Below are 21012 nucleotides of genomic sequence, written 5' to 3'. Positions count from 1 at the left end.
AATCAATCTTATTGTAATTCCCAAACGTGCCGTTTGGGCCGGCAAAACGTGCCGTATTGCAACACAGAACAGGCCGTTTGATGCCGCAAAACGGCACATTCTGAAAAGCCGCCGGCCGGGAAACGCTTGTTGCGGCATATCAGCAAGCACTCAGGCATGGGCATTTTCAGTCAATAAGAACCACACCACAGCACTTTTCACATATAACTTTTGGCTAATTGGGAACAAAGGACTAACTTTGCATGGAATAATCAAAAGACAACAATACATGACACCCAACTCCACTGTACGCCACCGCAGACTGGCCTCACTGGCGGCCATGATGCTCGGAGCGTGCGTAGCCCTCGCTCAAGGGCCCAACAACAGCGGCACTTATTACAGGCCGGCCGACGGCAAGTCAGGCAAAAGCCTGAAGACGGCCATGGCCGAAGTGATTGTCGACCACAGCGCAATATCGTATTCGGGCCTGTGGAAATGTTTCTACACAACCGACAGGCGCAGCGACGGCAAGGTGTGGGACATGTACTCAAGCGCCACCAACTACACCATGGGCGGCCCGCAGCAGGGGGCAAACTACAAGAAAGAGGGCGACTCGTACAACCGCGAGCACTCTATGCCAAAGAGCTGGTTCAACGACGCCAGGCCCATGTACACCGACCTGGTGCACATCGTTCCCACCGACGGATACGTCAACAACCGCCGCGGCAACTACCCCTTCGGCGAGACCAACGGCGAGCAATATCAGTCGGCAGGAGGCTTCAGCAAGCTCGGACGCTCAACCACGAGCGGATATTCGGGCACGGTGTTCGAGCCGGCCGACGAGTATAAGGGCGACTTCGCGCGCATCTATTTCTACATGGTGACGTGCTACGAGAAGCGTGTAGCCACCTGGCAGAGCGACATGCTCGACGGAACGGCCTACCCGGCCCTCAGCCGCTGGGCACTCGACCTGCTGCTGCGATGGGCCAAGGAAGACCCCGTGAGCCAGAAAGAGACCGAGCGCAACGAGGCCGTATGGGAGCTGCAGGGCAACCGCAACCCCTTCGTAGACTACCCGGGGCTTGAGCAATACGTGTGGGGAGACAAGACCGCCGTGGCCTTCAGCTACGACCACTACGACAGCGACGGCCCGTCGGCCATCACCGAGGCCACCGGCGGCCGGCCGGCTACGGTGTGCGTCTATACCATCGGGGGCACAATGGTGCGCCGCGACGTCGACAAGGCCGGCGCCCTGCAGGGCCTTCCAAAGGGAATATACATAATAAGCAGCGGCAACAGGGGCGGCATGGAGAAATCAATAGTCAGGTAAGGCCGCACGAAGCCCCACCAACAACAGGTGCAAACACAAGACAACAATAATCCCAAAACAAGGACTGACACTATGAACATACTACTGTTAGGAAGCGGCGGGCGCGAGCACGCCCTCGCATGGAAGATAGCCCAAAGCCCCAAGGTCGACAAACTGTACATCGCCCCGGGCAATGCCGGAACCACGGGTTGCGGCGAGAACGTGGCCATAGGCGTGAACGAATTTGACAAGCTGAAAGACTTTGCCGTGGCAAATGCCGTCGACATGGTCGTTGTAGGGCCGGAAGACCCGCTCGTAAAGGGCATATACGATGACTTCAAGGCCGACCCCCGCACGGCGGCCATCCCCGTGATAGGCCCGTCGAAGGCCGGTGCCGTGCTCGAAGGCTCAAAGGATTTCGCCAAGGCTTTCATGCAGCGGCACAACATACCGACAGCCCGCTACCGCACGTTCGACGGCACCTCGCTCGACGAAGGGCTGGCCTTCCTTGAGAGCCTCAAGGCTCCCTACGTGCTCAAGGCCGACGGCCTTTGCGCCGGCAAGGGCGTGCTGATACTCCCCACGCTCGAAGAGGCCAAGCGCGAGCTTCGCGAGATGCTCGGCGGGATGTTCGGCGTGGCGTCTGCCCGCGTTGTCATCGAGGAGTTCCTCAGCGGCATCGAGTGCTCGGTGTTCGTGCTCACCGACGGCCGCCACTACAAAATACTGCCCGAGGCCAAGGACTACAAGCGCATTGGCGAGCACGACACGGGCCTGAACACCGGCGGAATGGGCAGCGTGAGCCCCGTGCCGTTTGCCACGAAAGAGTGGATGCAGAAGGTGGAAGACCGCATCATACGCCCCACTGTCGACGGGCTGGCCGCCGAGGGCATAGACTACAAAGGCTTCATATTCTTCGGGCTGATCAACGTCGACGGCGACCCGATGGTCATAGAATACAACTGCCGCATGGGCGACCCGGAGACAGAGACCGTCATGCTGCGCCTTAAGAGCGACATAGTAGACCTGTTTGAGGGCGTGGCAGCCGGCGACCTCGACAAGCGTGGCATCGAGTTTGACGGGCGTTCGGCCGTATGCATGATGATGGTTAGCGGCGGATACCCGCAGGAATACAAGAAAGGCTATCCCATAACCGGCATCGACCAGGTGGAAGGCAGCATTGTGTTCCACGCCGGCACAGCCATCAAAGACGGCAGTGTGGTGACAGCCGGCGGCCGCGTCATAGCCGTAAGCTCATACGGCGCCGACAAGGGCGAGGCCCTTCGCAAGTCGTTCACCGAGGCCGAAAAGATACACTTCACCGACAAGTACTTCCGCCGCGACATTGGCCAAGACCTGTAACAAAACACAGAAGGCAACAACCAATGGCAAGACGACTGCAGAATAACGTGTCGGAGAGCCGCATGACTCTGCCCGCCGCAGCCATCTACGCCACACTCGTGTGGATGGCCGGCGGGCTTGTTTCAGACGGGCTGTGGATGCAGTTCGGCTGTTTCGCCGCGTCGACCTACCTCATGGTCGAGCTTAACAACGCCAACGCACTCATCAGGGTGTACAGCCGCATGGTGTCATGCGCATTCATCGCCCTGTCGTGCGCCGCCGCCTTCCTGTTCACTTCGGCAGGCGGGGCGGCCATGGAGCTGTTTGCCATCGCCGCATACGCAGCTCTGTTCCGCAGCTACCAGGACAGGCAGGCGGCCGGACTCACGTTCTATGCCTTCATGAGCATAAGCACCGGAAGCCTTTTCTACGCCGAGATGCTGTATTTCGCGCCGGTGCTCTGGCTGCTGATGGCGGCCTTTGTGCGCTCCGCCAGCCTGCGCACAGTGGCAGCATCGGTGCTGGGCCTGTGCCTGCCCTACTGGCTGGCAGCTGCCATTGCGCTCTATACAGGCCATCTGCCCATGCTTGCCGACCACCTCGGCCAACTGGCGGCCACCGGCCCGCTGTGCGACTTCAGCCTGCTATCCGCCAACCAAGTGGCCACAATGGCCTTCGTCATGGCAATGGCCGCAACCGGGATAATACACTACCGGCGGCAGAGCATCAACGACAAGATACGCACCAGGATGTTCTACAGCTGCTTCATCACAATGGACATAGCCTCGGCCGCACTTGCCATACTGCAGCCACAACACTACGAACTGGCCCTGCGCATGATGATAGTAAACACAAGTCCGCTGATAGCACATTTCATAACGCTCACCAACACCAAGGTGACCAACGTGGCCTTCTGCGCCATCGTGGTCGCCACATTGGCCCTGACAGCCTTCAACCTATGGATGCCCTCAACGAACTTCTGATAAACTACGGCTATATAGGCATACTCATAGCCTCGTTCCTCGCCGCAAGCATACTGCCGTTCAGCAGCGAGGTTGTGATGGTGGGGCTGCTTGCCGCCGGGCTCGACCCCGCCTGGCTCATAGCCTATGGCACGGTGGGCAACGTGGCCGGCAGCATGTTCAACTACGGCCTGGGCCGACTGGGCAAGCCGGAATGGATAGAGCGATTCCTGCGGATAAAGAAAAGCGACCTCGAACGGGCCGAACGGTTCATGGCCGGGCGCGGCGCACTGATGGGATTCTTTGCTTTCGTACCCGTAATAGGCGACGCCATAACCGTCATGCTGGGCCTGCTTCGGGCCAATGTCGGCGTGACGCTGCTGGCCGTGACGCTGGGCAAGCTGCTCAGATATGTGGCACTGGTATACGGTGCCGATTTCTTTATACACTGAACACAAGATGAAGAGAGTAATATACCTACTGCTTGGCTTGGCAATGCTTGCCGCATGCACAGATGGCACGCCGGAAAAGCCAACGATAACCGTGACTATCGAACCCCTGAGATACTTCGCCGAACAGATTGGCGGCGACAGGTTTGACGTCGTGACTATGGTGCCCAACGGCGCCAGCCCCGAGACTTACGAACCCACGGCACAGCAAATGGCCGCGCTGGCCAAAAGCGAGCTGTACATAAAAGCCGGCAACCTTGGCTTCGAGCGCACATGGATGAAACGCCTCGGAGCCAATGCACAGCACCTTATTGTGGTCGACTCGTCGGAAGGCATCGAACCGCTGCAAGTATCTAAAGGCAGCGCAGCCGACCCGCACACATGGACGTCGCCGGCCAACGCCCTGCGCATTGCCCACAACATCTGCAAGGCCATGAGCCGCATCGACTCGAAAGACTCGGCCTATTTCAGGGCCAACCTCGACTCATTGACATGGAAAATCATCGACCTTGACGCCAAGATAAGCGCCAAGACCGACGAATGCACCAACCGCTCGTTCATCATCTACCATCCGGCACTCACCTATTTCGCCCGCGACTACCGCCTCGAGCAAATGGCAATCGAGGCCAACGGCCACGAGCCATCGGCAGCCTCGCTGGCAAAGCTGATCGACTCGGCCAGGCAAAAAGGCACCAGGATAATGTTCGTGCAAAAGGAGTATGCCAACCGAAACACAGGTGTCGTGGCCAAGGAAACCAACGTCAAGACAATTGAGATAAACCCTCTGAGCTACGACTGGGAGGCCGAGCTACTGAAGATTGCCGACGCCCTATGCACGAAATAATATGCCTCAACGGCGTAACCGCCGGATATGAAGGCCGCGCACAGATAACAGACATGTCCATGAGCGTTGCCGAGCGCGACTTTGTAGGCATCACCGGCCCCAACGGCAGCGGCAAGACAACGCTGCTGAGGGTCATCCTGGGCTTGCTGAAACCTATGTCCGGCACCGTGGAATACTACAGAGGCGGCCACAAGGTGGCACACCTGAGGATGGGATACCTGCCGCAATACAACGCCATCGACCACGATTTCCCAATCTCCGTCTACGACACGGTGCTCTCGGGCCTGTGCGGCACCAAGCCCCTGTGGGGCCGATTCAAGCGCGAACACCGCGACATGGCAGACAGGGCCATAAGCGCCATGGGCATAGACGACATAAGCCAACGGCCCATAAAGGCGCTCAGCGGAGGCCAACTGCAACGGGTGCTGCTGGCAAGGGCTATTGTGGCCAAGCCCGAAGTGCTCGTGCTCGACGAACCCGACACCTACATCGACAGGCAGTTCAAAGACCAGATGCACAGCCTTCTGGCCGGAATCAACAGCGACTGCGCCATTGTCATGGTAAGCCACGACCGCGAATACATAGCCTCGGCAGCCAGGCATGTAATCACGATGAACCGATAGCCGATGCCACGCTGCCCGAAGGCCGACACTCCGGCACACAAGCAGCATGCCGAAAAAGTTTTCTTTACATGGCAGCCACGTCCCCACTGCCCAACAATGCCACCATTGACAAGCGACAAACAGGCCACAATTGCCGTTGTGGCCCTTAGTCGCAAGCATGCCAACCACAATGTGCAACAAGCCCATAGGAAGAAAACCCATGAGTTAAAAAAGACAAAACACACACTATCTACTCATTTTTGTACTAACTTTGCAGCTGTTAAAAACATGAACTTAGAACAACAACACATCAACCAATGAAACAATTCAGGCTTGTGGACAACATCCTCGGATGGCTGGCGTTTGCCATTGCCGCCGTAGTCTATTGCTCCACCATCGAACCGACAGCCAGTTTTTGGGACTGTCCTGAGTTTATAACAACAGGCTACAAACTTGAAATAGGACACCCGCCCGGAGCCCCGTTCTTCATGCTGACAGCCAATCTTTTTTCTCAGTTCGCCAGCGACCCGTCGCAAGTTGCACGCATGGTCAACATAATGAGCGCATTGCTGTCAGCCACAACAATCATGTTCCTGTTCTGGAGCATATCACACCTGACACGCAGGCTGCTCGTTGGCGGCAGCAACGAACTCACCACGGGCAAGCTGATTGCCATCGAAGCGTCTGCAATGGTTGGCGCCCTGATATACACTTTCAGCGACACTTTCTGGTTCAGCGCCGTCGAAGGCGAGGTTTACGCTTACTCCTCGGCATTCACCGCCGTTGTGTTCTGGCTCATACTCAAGTGGGATGAGCACGCCGACGAGCCCCACAGCGACCGCTGGCTGGTGCTCATTGCATACATGACAGGCCTGTCCATAGGTGTCCACCTGCTCAACCTGCTCTGCGTCCCGGCCATAGTGCTCGTATACTATTACCGCCGCTTCCCCAACCGCACGGGCAAAGCCGACCTGCGCGGCTCACTGGCTGCATTGGCAGTGTCCATAGTCATCCTCGCCGCAGTGCTCTACGGAGTGGTTCCCGGCATCGTCCAAGTGGGCGGATGGTTCGAGCTTTTCTTTGTCAACGTGCTTGGATGCCCGTTCAACACCGGAGAGATCATCTACATCTTCCTGCTCATAGCATGCATCATCTGGGCCATCTATGAGACTTACAGCGACCACAACGAGAAGCGAAGCAACATTGCCTTCCTGCTCGCAATTGCCATGCTCGGCATCCCGTTCTACGGCCACGGCATCAGCTCTGTGGTGATTGGCGTGATAATACTCGTTGTGCTGTGGTTCATCATACAGCGGAAGCGCAAAGGACAGCCGCTGGTTTCGTCGCGCATAAAGAACACTTCACTGCTCTGCATGCTCATGCTCATGATAGGCTATTCATCATACGCCGTGATTGTGATACGCTCTTCGGCCAACCCCCCGATGGACCAGAACTCGCCAGAAGACATATTCACGCTTGGCGAATACCTCGGACGCGAGCAGTACGGCGACCGTCCGCTGTTCTACGGGCGCGCCTACACATCGCAAGTGGCCCTCGAGCGCGACGGCAACTACTGCCGCCCGGTGATGAAGACAGGCGACCCTGTATACCAGCGGAAGGAGAAAGCCTCGAAGGACGAGAAAGACTCATACTTCGTGGTGCGCACCAAGGACTCTTACGAATACGCCCAGAACATGCTGTTCCCAAGGATGTACAGCGACCTCCACGCCGGTGCCTACGAGAGCTGGATGGGTGGTGTCGACGGCACCAACGTGCCCTACGACCGCTGCGGAGAAGAGATCATGGTCAAAGTGCCCACACAAATGGAGAACATACGCTTCTTCCTGTCTTACCAATGCAACTTCATGTACTGGCGTTACTTCATGTGGAACTTCGCCGGAAGGCAGAACGACCTGCAGGGCAACGGCGAACTGGAGCATGGCAACTGGATTACCGGCTTCTCGTGGTTTGACAACTGGCGCCTGGGCGACCAGAGCAAGCTGCCCGACGAGCTAAAGAACAACAAGGGGCACAACGTGTTCTACTGCCTGCCGTTGCTGCTGGGCATCATCGGTCTGTTCTGGCAGTCACTGCGCCGCGGGCACAAAGGCATCCGCCAATTCTGGGTTGTGTTCTTCCTCTTCTTCATGACGGGCCTCGCAATCGTGATATACCTCAACCAGACGCCGATGCAACCGCGTGAGCGCGACTATGCCTACGCTGGCTCGTTCTATGCGTTTGCAATATGGTGCGGCATGGGCGTAGCAGCCATAATAGACGAAATCAACCGCAGGCTCAAGGGCCACGAGACCGTGCTGGCAGCCATTGTGAGCGTTGTTTGCCTGCTTGTGCCTATACAAATGGCATCGCAGACATGGGACGACCACGACCGCAGCGGCCGATACACCTGCCGCGACTTCGGCCAGAACTACCTAATGTCGCTTCAGGAAAGCGGCAACCCGATAGTGTTCACCAACGGCGACAACGACACCTTCCCGCTGTGGTACAACCAAGACACCGAAGGAGTGCGCACAGATGCACGCGTATGCAACCTGAGCTACCTGCAGACAGACTGGTATATAGACCAGATGCGCCGCCCGGCCTACGACTCCCCATCGGTGCCGATAAGCTGGAGCCGACTCGAATATTGCAGCGGCACCAACGAGTATGTGCAGGTTGACCCGAGCCTGAAGGCTTCCATCAGGGAGCTTTACAAGACATATCCCGACGAAGCAAAGAAGATGTTCGGCGACAATCCGTTCGAACTGCGCAACATACTTACCTACTGGGTTCGCAACAAGATGAGCAACGAGCAGCGCGAAGTGGTGAAGCTGCTCACCGGAAGCGACAATGTGCACGTCATTCCCACCGATACCGTCTACATGACAATCGACAAGGAGGCGGTGAAGAAGAGCGGCATGATGATGGCAGCCGACAGCATACCCGACCGCATGGTCATCTCGCTCAAGGGGAAGAACGCCCTCTACAAGGGCAACCTGATGATGCTCGAGATGATTGACCGCTGCAACTGGACACGCCCCGTGTATGTTGCCACCACCGTGGGCCAGGAAAACTACATGAACCTCGGCGACAACTTTGTGCAGGAAGGCCTTGCCAACCGCATCACACCGTTCACCACCAACGCTCCCGGAGCCAAGAACTTCGACACGAAGCGCACGTATGACAACATGATGCACAAGTTCAAGTACGGCGGGCTGGACAAGCCGGGCCTCTATCTCGACGAGACCGTGATGCGCATGTGCTACACCCACCGCCGCCTCTTTGTCCAGCTGGCGATGAACCTTATGGGCGAGGGCGACAAGACCAAGGCTGCCGAGGTGCTGGCCTATGCCGACAAGATGATACCCGAGTACAATGTGCCCGTAGACTTCAACTCCGGCTCGCTCGACCAGGCACGCCTGTACATCGAGCTCGGGCAGAAAGCCAAGGGCATGGACATACTCAAGAAACTGTGGACGAAGTCTGAACAGTACCTCAAGTGGTATTGCAGCCTCGGCGGAATGAGGTTTGCCAGCGCCCAGCGCGACTGCATGCTCCACATATTCATATTGCAGCAGGCAGCCATGGACGGCGCTTCGGCCGACCGCGAATGGAGCGAGAAGAAGCTCAAGGAACTCGACGGATTAGTAAATATGTACCGCAGCAAGGGCGGAACATTCCAAGGCCAATAATCGAGATGTTCATAGAGCAACCTTCAATATGGCTCCGCTGGCTGTACCCAAGGGCTACATGGAGAATGGACCGTCATGAGAAGTCGGTTTACCTGACTTTCGACGACGGCCCCATTCCCGAAGCCACACCGTTCATACTCGACACTCTGGCAAACTTCGGAGTGCACGCCACGTTCTTCATGGTGGGCGACAACGTGCGCAAGCACCCCGACCTTTACCGCAAGGTGGTGGCTGCCGGCCACAGGATTGGCAACCACACGTTCAACCACATGGGTGGATTCCGCCACACGGTGGCCACATACAACGCCAACGCACAGAAGGCCGACGAGCTCCTGCACACCAATCTATTCCGCCCGCCGCACGGCTGGATGCGCCCCGACCAGTATTTCTGGCTTGGCCGCCGCTACCGCATCGTGATGTGGGACTTGGTCACCCGCGACTACTCAAAGTGGATGACGGCAGAAGAAGTGCTCAACAATGTGAAGCGTTACACACGCAACGGGTCAATCATAACGTTCCACGACTCGCTACGAAGCATCGACAAGCTGCACTACGCACTGCCTGAAGCCATAAAGTGGCTCAAAGAACAAGGATATGAATTCAAGACTTTCGACTGAACAACAGCTCAGCAGCAGCATCAAAGCCGAGGCGCTAAGCCTCGGCTTTTTTGCTTGCGGCATAGCCAGGGCTACGCCTGTCGACGCCGAAACCGCCTCGGCCTTCCGCTCATGGATTGGCAACGGGTGCCATGCCGGCATGGAATATATGGCCCGCCACACCGACATAAGGCTCAACCCCGACCTGTTGTTGCCCGGGGCAAAAAGCGTGGTGTGCGTTGCCATGGCCTATGCCCCACAGCGCACCATGCCAGCCGACGAATACCAGATAGCCGCCTACGCCTATGGCAAAGACTACCACGACGCTGTGAAAGCAAGGCTCAGGGCGCTTGCCGCCCACATGGAACAGGCCGCGGCCATGGCCGAGCCACAACCGGGCGGCGCAACCGGCGGTGGCGTGGCTGTGACAAGGGTGTGCTGCGACACGGCCCCCGTGCTCGAACGCTACTGGGCCATGCAGGCCGGACTGGGCTGGACGGGGCGCAACCACCAGCTCATCATACCCGGGGCGGGCAGCATGTTCTTCCTCGGCGAGGTGTTCACCACCTTGGCCCTGCAGCCCGATGCCCCCATAGCCGGACATTGCGGCTCGTGCCACGCATGCACCAAGGCATGCCCCACCCACGCCCTGCGACCCGACGGCACGCTCGACGCCCGCCGGTGCCTGTCGTACCAGACCATTGAAAACCGGGGCCCAATACCGCCCGGCATAGCTTCCGCCATGGGCAACAGCATATACGGCTGCGACAGGTGCCAGGCCGCATGCCCCCACAACGCAAGGGCGCCAAAGGCAACTGCCGCCGAACTGCAGCCTGACGACGAGCTGATGGCAATGCGCAAAGCCGACTGGCACGCGCTGACGCCCGACAGATACCGGCGCCTGTTCAAAGGAAGCGCCGTGAAACGCTGCAAATACGAGGGGCTGATGCGCAACATCAAGGCTGCAGCTGGCGAGGACGATGCCAGCGGCCAAGGCGAGTCCAAAGCCCACGGCGCCAACGAACAAGGCCCGACGGGCACGTGACAAAACATGGTGACATGCAGAAAATATCTTTACGCCACCGATGACTCGGCGCCAAACGTGCCGTTCTGCCGTGCGGAACGGCACGTTTGGCCAATCAATACGGCCCGTTTCAGACTGCAAAACGGCACATAGCCCAAACCACCGCTGCCCGGGCCGAGAGCTAAGGCCAATGACGGCATTGACAAAAACCATACATTTTCATCAACAGAAGCCACATCCACGGCAAGCCTGACCATACATGGCGTGGTGCAGGCGAACACCCGCCAAAGCCCAAACTGCCGCCAGGTGGCAAAACAAATAGGCGCCATTGGCAGACAGATTGACCTGAGCCATTGTCAAAGGCCAACAGGGCCAAGCCGAAACAAGGCAGCCGGCACGAGGAATGATAGTCGATCAGGGTGCCTGAAAAGCATTATACAAATATAAGGGATGGCATTCGCCGGGCAAAAGGCTGACTGTGGTGCAAGCCCCCTCGCGGCGGCAACGTAAGCACCGCGCCGGGCCGGCATGACGGCAAGCGGCCCAAAGCCATGAGCAAAAAAAACGCCACAGCCAGCCTGGCTTTGGCAAATAAGCCCACCGGGGACGCAGTTATTCCGGCAATATTTGGTAACTTTGAAATCGCAAACCAACTGGCGGCCCACACGCCAACCGGCCGATGGCGCCCCGAAAGCCATGGACAGCCATAACCACAGACACATTACCATTAACTAAAATTATATATCAATGAAGACAACACCATCAACACGAAGGGCAGCCATGGCAGCCGTGGCAGCCCTGATCAACACCGCCACGCTGGCCGCAGCCAGCGCCAACGGGGTGTTCAACGCCGTTGTGGCAACCAACGGAACGGGCCAGTATGCCACCATACAGCAGGCCATCGACGACGCCCCTGCCGGACGCACGTCGCCATGGCTCATATTCGTGAAAGCCGGGTCGTATGAAGGCTCGGTGAAAATACCTGCGAACAAGCCGTTCATCCACCTGATAGGCCAGGGAAAAGAGCTCACCACAATACACCGTAGCCTCAACGTGGGCGGGCGCCCGGAAGACGGCAAGACGGCCGGCGAAACAGCCTACTGGGCCAGTTCGGTGCACAACCCGCAGGCAAGCGTATACAAGGCTGAAGGCAGCGTGGTGACAGTAGAGGCTTCCGACTTCTACACCACAGGCATATCCTACGTCAACGACTACGGCGTAGAAGCCCAGAAGGGGCCGCAGGCACTGGCCATGAAGTCGCGCGGCGACCGCGCCGCTTTCTTCGACTGCGCCTTCCGCTCATTCCAAGACACATGGATGACAACACAAGAGGACGCCTACCGCCACTATGTGAAGGACTGCTACATTGAGGGCGCCGTAGACTATTTCTATGGAGGAGGCAACGTGCTGCTCGAAAACTGCACCCTATACAATGTCAGGCGCGGCTCGGTGATAGTGGCGCCGAGCCACGACAAGGCACCGTGGGGATATGTATTCCGAAACTGCACCGTGGACGGCAACGCCGAGGCACGCCGCGACGCCAAGACCAAGCTGGGGCGGCCGTGGCACAACTCGCCCAAGGCTGTGTTCATACACACCACCATGAACATACCCATAGCCCCCGAAGGATGGACAGACATGGGGGCCATACCGGCTCTGTTTGCCGAATACGACAGCCGCGACGCGCAGGGCAACCCCGTCGACCTGAGCCGGCGCAAGAGCACATACAAGGGGCGTGGCGACAACCCGCCTACGGGCAGTTGTCCTACAACGGTGACAAAAGCCGAGGCCGACCGCATGACCTACGACAACATAATACCCGGAAAAGACAATTGGAACCCAAAGGCCATGATGGAGCGGCTGCCCGAACCGGAGGGAGCTAAGGCCGACGGGGGCACCATAACGTGGCAGCCTGTAGACGGGGCCATAGGCTATCTGGTGATGTCGGGCGACAGGGTGATAGGCATCACTGCCGACACTAAGCTGCAAACCGGCAAGACAGACGGAGCTGCCAACCTGCGCATACGCGCCGTCAACAAGTATGGCACGCCGGGCAAATGACCAGCCTTGCCTGACGATGCGCGCCGCACGGGCAGTGCCGTGCGGCGCGCAACCGTTTCGCCTGCGGCCCGCCATGCCGGCACAGAAGCCAGGCAGCAGCCTGTCAGCGGTGCTTGCGGGCACACTCGGGGCAAATGCCCTTGATCATGTAGTTGACCGAAACGGCCTCATATCCACCCGGCAGCTCCACCTGCGGCACGGCAATGTCTTCCAGGCAAAATGTCTGCCTGCAACGTTCGCAATAGAAGTGAGCGTGCAAATCGTCGTCGGCATCGTCGCTGTGGCTCCGGCAGAACTCGTAGCGCACGCCGTCGCCGCCATCCTCGAGCACGTGCACGAGATGGTGCTCCTTGAAAACAGACAGTGCCCTGAATATTCCCGACTTGTCGATAGACAGTATCTTGTACTCAAGCTCAGTCAACGACATTGGCCTCTCGGCGCTTGTCAGCTCGCGGAGCACAACAATGCGGTTTGACGTGGGCTTTATGCCGTGGCCCTGCAATATCTCTTCTATCTTACTTACATCCATACTCTCTGGTAATGCTTTACGCCGTGGCTCACAGCCTGCCCGTCTCGCGGAAGCGCTCGTAACACTTGTCCTTGATGCGCTTCTCTACCTCGGCAGACGACTTGGCGCCCGCTGTGACCGACTTTATCCATACGCACAACACAAACACCGCCACCACCACGGCCGCGCAAGCCAGCCATCGCAGCAGCTCGTGCTCTATCGGCGCCATGTCCATGAACACCACACCGACCAGCAGCGGAATGCCAAACAGCAGGAAATCGGCACCGGTAGTCATCTTGTAACTATCGGACAGCTGCCTGTATTCCTCATCCTCGCGCAACAGGCGGTAGCCTTGCTCGCGCCAAAGCGCCTCGAAACGCTCACGGCTTCTGTCTTCCATAATTTAATGTACTAATATGTTGCAAAATTAACCACGATGCCGCAAACATCAAAATAAAACGGCTTCCGATCGGCTTTGTTTACATATTTTTTGCTATTTTTGTAACCGAATATGGACAAAATAGACAAATACAAAGTGGTGGCAGCCTTGGTGCGCAGCTTCTTCGAAGCGTTCTCGTCGGGCATCGTCGACTGCCACATAAAGACAGAAGCCGACAGGTTCCGCCCGCTATCGGTGAAAAAAGCCATGCTCAACCACTATGAGGCTGTGGGCGAGGTGTTCAACGACACCCTGTTTTACCCCCTCTCTTGCATCAACTACACCATGGACGAGATTGAGGGCGAGCTCCGCAAGGCCGACATGCGCCACGCCACAATGACCGACCTGGTGAAGCTGGCCTGCCGCTCAGACGCCGTCTACGCCGCCATGGTGGCCGAATACAAGCGCAACTTCATGGCCCTGCTGGGCGGACGGGTGCCGGCCATTGCCGACCACCTGCGACTGTACACACGCGGCGAGGGCGCCGGCAGCGTAGACACCGACACGGCCATCTCGCTGACGGTGCGCACGGTGATGCTCGCCTACGCCAGGGGCATACGCCAAGCCGGCACGGGCAAGGCATCGCTACACCAGGCCACGGTGTTCAGGCTGTTGCTCGAGGCAATGACGGTGCTGCTGCACGACAGGCAGATGTCGCTCACAGGAATCGACGAGACAGACGGCCTCGACGCAATATTCGTAAAGGCGTGCCGCTCTGAACACAACTTCCACGTACTTACCCGCGAAATGGACCGCACATACGGAGAGCTGGTTGAAAGCGAAGGCATCATATCGCAAGACGACAAGGCCAACTGAAGGCCACTCACCAAACCACAACAGCAGGGAGGGAACTCCATGCGGCAATATGTGACAAGTAGTTGCATGGCTACTAAAAACTTACTGACAGACCAGAAAAAATTAAGACTATGACTACCATAAACAACTATCGCAAACAGCCAACCCTACACCGTAGAAGGTTGGGGATGGGCCTTATGCTCGTCTTTTTCTTCATCTTTTCGCTTGCTGCCTCTGCCCAGTTCTCAAAGCCCAGGCGCCAATACGTGGAATACTTGGTAACGGCCAGCCATCCCGACCGAAACTACAAGACCGGCGAGCACGCCTCGCTAACCATCGAAGCCTACAAAGGCGGCAATGCGCTCGAAGGCGTAACGGTATACTACCGATGCGGCGACGAGATGTTTCTGCCCTCTGCCGAAGACTCGGTGACGTTCAGCAAGGGCAAGGCCGTAATACCCGTCGGCACACGCCGCCAACCGGGTTTCATGGCCTGCAGCCTCAGGTTCTCGGTTTACGGCAGTGAATACAAAGACTTGGTCAAGGTGGCGTTCAGCCCCGAGAGCATAGAGCCGTTCACTGTAATGCCCAAAGACTTCGACAGTTTCTGGCAGAAGACGCTTGAAAATGCAAAGTCTGCCGACCTGCAACCGGTGATAACGCCGCTGCCCGGGCGCTCGACCGACCGCGTGGAGGTGGCTTTGGTAAAACTGACCGTAGGGCCCGACGGCCGCAACATGTACGGATACCTTACCAAACCCAAAGACGGCAAGAAGCACCCGGTATTGTTCTGCCCGCCGGGCGCAGGCGCCAAGAAGATAGAACCGACCACTTACTATAGCGAACAGGGCTACATCTACCTAAACATCTGCATCCACAGCGGGTGCAACCCCGAACTGAGCGACGACCTGTATGCCACCGCACGCAAGGTGGCCGACAAGTATGAACGCAACGGCATTGCCGACAAAGAGTCGTTCTATTACCGCAGTGTGTACGCCGGATGCTCGCGGTGCATCGACTTCCTTTGCTCGCTGCCCGAGTGGGACGGCAAGAACGTCGGCGTCACCGGAGGCAGCCAGGGAGGTGCCCTCACCATCGTAACGGCAGCGCTCAACCCAAAGGTTACTTTCTGCGCCCCGTTCTACCCCGCCCTGTGCGACCTGACCGGATTCTGCCACGGGCGGGCCGGAGGCTGGCCCAAGTATTTCCAGAAAGGCAAAGAAGCCGATGGGGCCGAAAAAACACTACAGTATTATGATGTGGTAAACTTCGCACGAAAACTCAAATGCCCGGTTTTTTTCTCCTTCGGGTACAACGATGACACATGCTCACCAACATCGACATACAGCACTTTCAACGAAATAAAGGCGCCAAAAAAACTTGCCGTCACACCGACAAGCGGCCACTGGAGGTTTCCCGAAACCAACGACGAGGCCATGGAATGGATGGGGCAACAGGCCAAACAGTAAACATTTTCATACCTGAAACAGCATGACAAAGTCGAACATGACCAGCAACGCATTGGCAAAAACCAACGACAATGGTCATTTCGGCTTTTTTATAATCCCAGCCATCAGCCATTTCTCGTCACAAGCGTCATTATCTTAAAAAGTTTTCATTATGAACCATTATGGACTTGACAATCATTGCAATTTACATTATCTTTGCACTTGACAAGCAATAGTTAGCGGATCAATGGCCATAATACTCCAAACAAATACCTTGTCTGAAGCGAATGTATTCTATCAATAACAAATTAAAGCATGGTATAATTATGAAAACGAAAGATATTATTAAGCTATTGTTAGCTTCTTCCATTGCATGTGCATGCTCATCAGGAGGCGACGACAATGTGTCCGATGGCCAGGAGCCTACCCCTCCGACCACTCACACGAAGCTACCGATAAACATCAGCACCGAACTCATGGAGCCCAACGGCACCCGTGTGACCGACTACAGCTTTGAATCAGGAGACAAGATAGGCCTCTTCGTGGTAAACCGGACGTCTGACGGTTCTGCCGCGCAACTGAAACCTACCGGCAACCATGTCGACAACATGCCGTTCACTTACAACGGGACGTGGACTCCGGCAACCCCCATCTACTGGCTTGACGACAAGACCCACGCCGATTTCTACCTTTACTATCCCTACACACCAAGCCTGCCTAACGTAGAGAACATGCCGTTCAAGGTGAATTCAGACCAAAGCACAGAGGGCGCATACAAGGCAAGCGACCTGCTTGCCGGCTCATCAAAGGACATTGCCCCGACAGACAAAGCCATCACCATATTGGCAAAGCACTTGCTTAGCCAGATGATAGTGAAGATTGTGCCGGGCAACGGGTTCACCGCCGAGTCGCTGGCGGCAGCAAACGTAAGCGTAAGGATAAACAATGTGAAGACCAACGCCACCGTCAACATAGCCAAGGCCACCGTGAGTGCAAGCGGGGCCACGTCGAACATCACACCGCTCAAGACCGCCCAATTCACTTACAAGGCGCTCATCGTTCCGCAAAGCGTGCCCGACGGCAACCTAATATCGGTGACCGTAGACGGAAGGGAGTTCAACCTGCCAAAGGCTTTCACGTTCATCAGCGGCAAACTGCACCGGTTCACCGTCACCCTGAGCAAGACCAGCAACGGCATCAACGTAAGCATCGGCCAATGGGAAGACGACGGCACTGACAACGGAGGCACTGCAGAATAGGCCCGAAGCCGCCACCGGCCCACACCGCAGGCGCGGCAACATGGCATACGAAGGCAGGCAATGCTTTGCCGGCCCTGCCATTCGAAATATCATTTATGGTAACAACTAAATGAACTTCATCATGAACAGTACTAACAAAAAATACTACATAAGGCATTCAGCCACCACCCTTCCGCCACGGAAGGGAACCGGTGCCGGCCTGACAGCATGCCTGTTGCGCCAAGGACTGATTGGGACAGGCTTCTTGCTCGCACTGTTGCTTACGTCATGCTCCGACGACTTGTTCACCGGAACGGCTGCCGACGAGGCGGCGGGACGCATAAACCTCTCGGGAGAGATAGACCAACTGGCCGTCACCCGGGTAAACGACAACGGCTTCTGCGACGGCGACGTGATGGGCGTATATATCGTTGACTACGACGGAAACACACCCGGCACACTGCAGGTGAGCGGCAACCGTGGCGACAACGTGCGCCACACGTTCGACGAGGCCGCCTATAAGTGGTCGTCGGCCTACGACCTTTACTGGAAAGACAAGCACACCCACATTGATGTCTACGGCTATTATCCGTTCGGTTCTCCCGAAAGCATCGATGCCTATCCGTTCATAGTGCAGCGCGACCAGAGCACCACGACCGACGAGAATGGCATGGGAGGCTATGAGGCCAGCGACTTCCTTTGGGGCAAGGCAGCCGATGTGGCACCGACAAACAGCGTAATCCGCCTGCCCATGCAGCACCGCATGGCCAACGCCCGCGTCACCCTCGTTGAGGGCAGCGGCTTTGCCGAAGGCGAATGGGGGCAGACCGAGAAGATAGTCTTGGCCACCAACCTCATCCGCGAGGCTGCAATCAACCTCTCGACAGGCGAGGTCACACCCACAGGCAAGGTGGAACAGACCGCAACCATGCCCAGCCGCAGGGGCGACGAATGGCGCGCCATCGTGGTGCCACAGACCGTGCAAGGCGGCCAGACGCTATTCAGCATCACCATAGGGGGCGTGCCCTACAAGTTCAAGAAAGACGAAGCGTTCACCTATGTGGCCGGCAAGATGAACAACTTTGCCATCCGCGTAGACAAGAAAGCCGCGTCGGGGCAGTATGCCCTCACCCTTATCAGCGAGAGCATCACGCCATGGGAGAACGACTTAGTGAGCCATGATGCCAACGCCCGCGAGTATATCGTCATCAACTCCACGGCAGGCCATCTCAAAGACTCAATCGTTGCAGCCAACAAAGACTACACCCAGGTGAAGAACTTGAAGCTGACCGGCCGCATCAACACGAAGGACTTTGAGTTTATGCGCGACTCGATGGACAACCTGCAGTCGCTGAACATGAAGGAGGTTCGTGTGAGTGGATTAATGGGGCGCAAGCCTTGGGGAAAAGGAGATGCAGCTAATGACTTCGACGAAAAGGATGACATAATAACTGGTGGCGCTTTCGATGAAAAGAAATCGCTGCTCCGCGTTGTGCTTCCCGACACTTTGAAAGGAATCGGCGAACGCGCTTTCAGAAACTGCGTCAACCTTACTGGGTCTATCATCATACCAGAAGGAGTGACCGAGATTGGCCCGAGTGCTTTCCTTTGGTGCAATTCTCTGACCGGCACTCTGTCCTTGCCAAGCACACTCGAATATATAGGAGGAGGTGGTGCGGTTGATATCGGAGGCGCATTCAACGGATGCAACTTCACTTGTGAATTAAAACTGCCCAACAAACTGAAGTATATCGGACATCAGGTCTTTAGCAGCAATACCGGTTATTACGGTAATCTCATACTTCCGGAAAACCTTGAATTCATCGGCGATGCCGCTTTTGCAGGGTGCAAGAACCTGACGGGCGACTTGAAAATACCACAGGGTGTGACTTTCATATCACAGGGAGCGTTTGAAAATACCGGGCTGAACGGCACCTTGCAGCTACATGATGGAATAACGGGAATACTAACAAATGCCTTTGCCTACACGCAACTGAAAGGTGAGTTGATACTCCCCAAGAATCTGACGACACTGGGTGAAGGGGCATTTAACGGGTGTGATTTCTCTGGCGAACTTAAGCTTCCGAAAGACATTGCGTCCATAGGCAACAACGCATTTGCAGGCAACTGGCGAATGATGGGAATAATAGAATTCCCCGAAGGGCTGCAAACCATTGGCGCAGGAGCCTTTGCCAACTGCCGAAGCATTGAAGGGCTGGTATTCCCCGAAAGCCTCGAAAACATACGCTATGAAGCTACCTGGGGCGACAACGGTGGGGCTTTTGCCAATTGTTTCGGCATAGGCAGCATCGTCTGCAAAGGCTCTGTGCCTGCAAATGTACAGGAAGGCGCATTCAACGGCGTGGCCAAGGACAACTTCACGCTCGAAGTGCCTGAATCATCCATTGCCCAATACCAAGTAGCAACGGGCTGGAAAGACTTCAAGCGCATTGCCGCCCACCACGAACTGGTGTGCCGCCCGTCGGTGGCCTGTGCCCTTAACACAGAGCACAAGCAGACGCTTGTGGTGGATGCCGAGGGAGAATGGGAGGTAGCGAGCAAGCCCGACTGGTGCGAACTGTCGCAGACAAGCGGCGGAAACAAGGCCGAGGTGACGTTGACCATAAAGGCGATGGCCAAGGGTTCGGCCGACCGCACAGGCGAGATTGTGTTCCGTCTGAAGAGCAAAGACTACACCCACAAGTGCACCGTGACGCAGTATGACTACCAGTATGGCGAAGACGAGTGGCTCACGCTGCAGAAAGCCAAGCGCGGCAACAACGGCGGCATAAACATAGTGATACTCGGCGACGGCTACGACGGCAAGAACATATCCGACGGCGACTACCTTGCCAACATCAAGCAAGAGGTGGAATACTTCTTCGGCATAGAGCCTTACACCACCTACCGCGACTATTTCAACGTCTACACCGCATTCCCGCTCTCCACGGAAACGGGCGTAGGAACAATCAACACCATACGCTACAACCGCTTCAACACCACCTTCACGGGCGGAGTGGGCCTCAGGGCCGACTACGACGAGATATTCAAGTATGCGCTCAACGCCCCCACGGTGACAAAGGAGAACCTCAACCAGACGCTCATCATCATAGTGCCAAACAGCACCGACTACGGCGGCATCTGCCAGATGTGGGAAGACGGCTCGGCCATAGCCTTCTGTCCGCAGAGCACCTACGGCTATCCGCTCGACTCGCGCGGCGTGATACAGCATGAGGCCGGCGGCCACGGCTTCGCCAAGCTGGGCGACGAGTACATCTACCACAACGAGTTCATCGACTTCTGCCAATGCACCTGCTGCGGCCACGTGCGCGAGTTCAACTGGGCCAAGGGCCTCGGCTGGTACGACAACCTGTCGCTCACGGGCAAGATGCACGAGGTGCCATGGAGCCACCTCATCTTCGACGACCGCTACAGCGACATTGTCGACATCTTCGAAGGCGGCTTCATGCACAACCGCGGCGTGTTCCGCTCGGAGCAAAACTCATGTATGAACAACGACATACCGTATTACAGCACCATCAGCCGCGAGAGCATAGTGAAGCGCATCAAGCGTTATGCCGGCGAGACTTACTCGTTTGAGGAGTTTGTGGCCAACGACAAGCGCGACGCAGGCAACGTGACCCGCAGTGCCGACGTGCCCTCGAGCACTGTGCGCAGCTTCCAGATGCCGCCCAGGATACACAAAGGCAGCCCGCTGAAGTGAC

17 protein-coding genes are annotated in these 21012 nt (G+C 57.0%); 15 read left to right on the top strand and 2 right to left on the bottom strand.

Annotated elements, in window-relative coordinates; genetic code table 11:
* Positions 1 to 268: 268 nt before the first annotated feature.
* The 11 genes from M3089_RS13370 (at position 269) to M3089_RS13320 (ending at position 12859) form a co-directional block, all read left to right on the top strand.
* Positions 269 to 1309, top strand: a complete 1041-nt coding sequence (locus tag M3089_RS13370) for an HNH endonuclease signature motif containing protein (protein WP_249084595.1) — start codon at positions 269 to 271, stop codon at positions 1307 to 1309.
* Between the two features lie 72 nt (positions 1310 to 1381).
* The gene (gene purD / locus M3089_RS13365) at positions 1382 to 2650 is read left to right on the top strand and encodes a phosphoribosylamine--glycine ligase (RefSeq protein WP_249084593.1); all 1269 of its coding nucleotides are present in this window, start codon (positions 1382 to 1384) and stop codon (positions 2648 to 2650) included.
* A 23-nt stretch (positions 2651 to 2673) separates the two neighbouring features.
* Positions 2674 to 3612 (top strand): hypothetical protein, encoded by a 939-nt coding sequence (locus M3089_RS13360; protein ID WP_249084592.1) that lies wholly within the window; start codon positions 2674 to 2676, stop codon positions 3610 to 3612.
* The gene (locus tag M3089_RS13355) at positions 3588 to 4043 is read left to right on the top strand and encodes a YqaA family protein (RefSeq protein ID WP_249084591.1); all 456 of its coding nucleotides are present in this window, start codon (positions 3588 to 3590) and stop codon (positions 4041 to 4043) included. The genes M3089_RS13360 and M3089_RS13355 overlap by 25 nt, the downstream gene beginning before the upstream one ends.
* Before the next feature lie 7 nt (positions 4044 to 4050).
* A complete protein-coding gene (locus M3089_RS13350; RefSeq protein WP_249084590.1) occupies positions 4051 to 4884 on the top strand; it encodes a metal ABC transporter solute-binding protein, Zn/Mn family in 834 nt (277 codons plus the stop codon).
* Positions 4872 to 5507 (top strand): metal ABC transporter ATP-binding protein, encoded by a 636-nt coding sequence (locus tag M3089_RS13345; RefSeq protein ID WP_249084589.1) that lies wholly within the window; start codon positions 4872 to 4874, stop codon positions 5505 to 5507. Before M3089_RS13350 ends, M3089_RS13345 begins: the two co-directional genes overlap by 13 nt.
* Before the next feature lie 105 nt (positions 5508 to 5612).
* Positions 5613 to 5807 carry a hypothetical protein gene (locus M3089_RS13340; RefSeq protein WP_249084588.1) on the top strand — a complete coding sequence of 65 codons (195 nt, stop codon included), beginning with the start codon at positions 5613 to 5615 and terminating at the stop codon, positions 5805 to 5807.
* Entirely contained in the window at positions 5804 to 9178 is a 3375-nt protein-coding gene (locus M3089_RS13335) for a glycosyltransferase family 117 protein (protein ID WP_249084587.1), read from the top strand. The genes M3089_RS13340 and M3089_RS13335 overlap by 4 nt, the downstream gene beginning before the upstream one ends.
* A gap of 5 nt (positions 9179 to 9183) precedes the next feature.
* Positions 9184 to 9795 carry a polysaccharide deacetylase family protein gene (locus M3089_RS13330; protein ID WP_205108339.1) on the top strand — a complete coding sequence of 204 codons (612 nt, stop codon included), beginning with the start codon at positions 9184 to 9186 and terminating at the stop codon, positions 9793 to 9795.
* Positions 9773 to 10819 (top strand): tRNA epoxyqueuosine(34) reductase QueG, encoded by a 1047-nt coding sequence (gene queG / locus M3089_RS13325; RefSeq protein ID WP_249084586.1) that lies wholly within the window; start codon positions 9773 to 9775, stop codon positions 10817 to 10819. Before M3089_RS13330 ends, queG begins: the two co-directional genes overlap by 23 nt.
* 726 nt (positions 10820 to 11545) lie before the next feature.
* The gene (locus M3089_RS13320) at positions 11546 to 12859 is read left to right on the top strand and encodes a pectinesterase family protein (RefSeq protein WP_249084585.1); all 1314 of its coding nucleotides are present in this window, start codon (positions 11546 to 11548) and stop codon (positions 12857 to 12859) included.
* A gap of 103 nt (positions 12860 to 12962) precedes the next feature.
* Here the strand turns inward: M3089_RS13320 and M3089_RS13315 are convergent, their stop codons facing one another.
* Both M3089_RS13315 and M3089_RS13310 read right to left on the bottom strand, forming a co-directional pair.
* Entirely contained in the window at positions 12963 to 13388 is a 426-nt protein-coding gene (locus M3089_RS13315; protein WP_205108343.1) for a Fur family transcriptional regulator, read from the bottom strand.
* A gap of 28 nt (positions 13389 to 13416) precedes the next feature.
* Positions 13417 to 13767, bottom strand: coding sequence for a hypothetical protein (locus M3089_RS13310; protein WP_249084584.1), 351 nt, complete (start codon positions 13765 to 13767; stop codon positions 13417 to 13419).
* A gap of 111 nt (positions 13768 to 13878) precedes the next feature.
* On the opposite strand from M3089_RS13310, the gene M3089_RS13305 reads away from it, so the two are divergent.
* From M3089_RS13305 to M3089_RS13290, 4 genes are all read left to right on the top strand, one after another.
* On the top strand, positions 13879 to 14622 hold the full coding sequence (locus M3089_RS13305; protein ID WP_205108347.1) for a hypothetical protein: 744 nt from the start codon (positions 13879 to 13881) through the stop codon (positions 14620 to 14622).
* 110 nt (positions 14623 to 14732) lie between these two features.
* Positions 14733 to 16070: an acetylxylan esterase gene (locus tag M3089_RS13300; RefSeq protein WP_249084583.1), complete on the top strand. Its 1338-nt coding sequence runs from the start codon at positions 14733 to 14735 to the stop codon at positions 16068 to 16070.
* 305 nt (positions 16071 to 16375) lie between these two features.
* Positions 16376 to 17308 (top strand): fimbrillin family protein, encoded by a 933-nt coding sequence (locus M3089_RS13295; protein ID WP_205108351.1) that lies wholly within the window; start codon positions 16376 to 16378, stop codon positions 17306 to 17308.
* A gap of 121 nt (positions 17309 to 17429) precedes the next feature.
* On the top strand, positions 17430 to 21011 hold the full coding sequence (locus M3089_RS13290) for a fimbrillin family protein (protein WP_249084581.1): 3582 nt from the start codon (positions 17430 to 17432) through the stop codon (positions 21009 to 21011).
* Position 21012: the final 1 nt, after the last annotated feature.

The sequence above is a fragment of the Marseilla massiliensis genome, from assembly GCF_023336985.1.
Classification (GTDB): Bacteria; Bacteroidota; Bacteroidia; order Bacteroidales; family Bacteroidaceae; genus Prevotella; species Prevotella intestinigallinarum.
Note: the sequence above shows the minus strand (reverse complement) of the source record. Positions and strands in the feature narration are given on the sequence as shown.

Excerpts from the sequence above, each read along its gene's own strand:
- M3089_RS13320 (WP_249084585.1), top strand. The coding sequence starts at position 11,546 with ATGAAGACAACACCATCAACACGAAGGGCAGCCATGGCAGCCGTGGCA.
- M3089_RS13305 (WP_205108347.1), top strand. The coding sequence starts at position 13,879 with ATGGACAAAATAGACAAATACAAAGTGGTGGCAGCCTTGGTGCGCAGC.
- M3089_RS13350 (WP_249084590.1), top strand. The coding sequence starts at position 4,051 with ATGAAGAGAGTAATATACCTACTGCTTGGCTTGGCAATGCTTGCCGCA.
- M3089_RS13355 (WP_249084591.1), top strand. The coding sequence starts at position 3,588 with ATGGATGCCCTCAACGAACTTCTGATAAACTACGGCTATATAGGCATA.
- M3089_RS13370 (WP_249084595.1), top strand. The coding sequence starts at position 269 with ATGACACCCAACTCCACTGTACGCCACCGCAGACTGGCCTCACTGGCG.
- M3089_RS13330 (WP_205108339.1), top strand. The coding sequence starts at position 9,184 with ATGTTCATAGAGCAACCTTCAATATGGCTCCGCTGGCTGTACCCAAGG.
- M3089_RS13295 (WP_205108351.1), top strand. The coding sequence starts at position 16,376 with ATGAAAACGAAAGATATTATTAAGCTATTGTTAGCTTCTTCCATTGCA.
- M3089_RS13290 (WP_249084581.1), top strand. The coding sequence starts at position 17,430 with ATGAACAGTACTAACAAAAAATACTACATAAGGCATTCAGCCACCACC.
- M3089_RS13360 (WP_249084592.1), top strand. The coding sequence starts at position 2,674 with ATGGCAAGACGACTGCAGAATAACGTGTCGGAGAGCCGCATGACTCTG.
- purD (WP_249084593.1), top strand. The coding sequence starts at position 1,382 with ATGAACATACTACTGTTAGGAAGCGGCGGGCGCGAGCACGCCCTCGCA.
- M3089_RS13345 (WP_249084589.1), top strand. The coding sequence starts at position 4,872 with ATGCACGAAATAATATGCCTCAACGGCGTAACCGCCGGATATGAAGGC.
- M3089_RS13310 (WP_249084584.1), bottom strand. The coding sequence starts at position 13,767 with ATGGAAGACAGAAGCCGTGAGCGTTTCGAGGCGCTTTGGCGCGAGCAA.
- queG (WP_249084586.1), top strand. The coding sequence starts at position 9,773 with ATGAATTCAAGACTTTCGACTGAACAACAGCTCAGCAGCAGCATCAAA.
- M3089_RS13335 (WP_249084587.1), top strand. The coding sequence starts at position 5,804 with ATGAAACAATTCAGGCTTGTGGACAACATCCTCGGATGGCTGGCGTTT.
- M3089_RS13315 (WP_205108343.1), bottom strand. The coding sequence starts at position 13,388 with ATGGATGTAAGTAAGATAGAAGAGATATTGCAGGGCCACGGCATAAAG.
- M3089_RS13300 (WP_249084583.1), top strand. The coding sequence starts at position 14,733 with ATGACTACCATAAACAACTATCGCAAACAGCCAACCCTACACCGTAGA.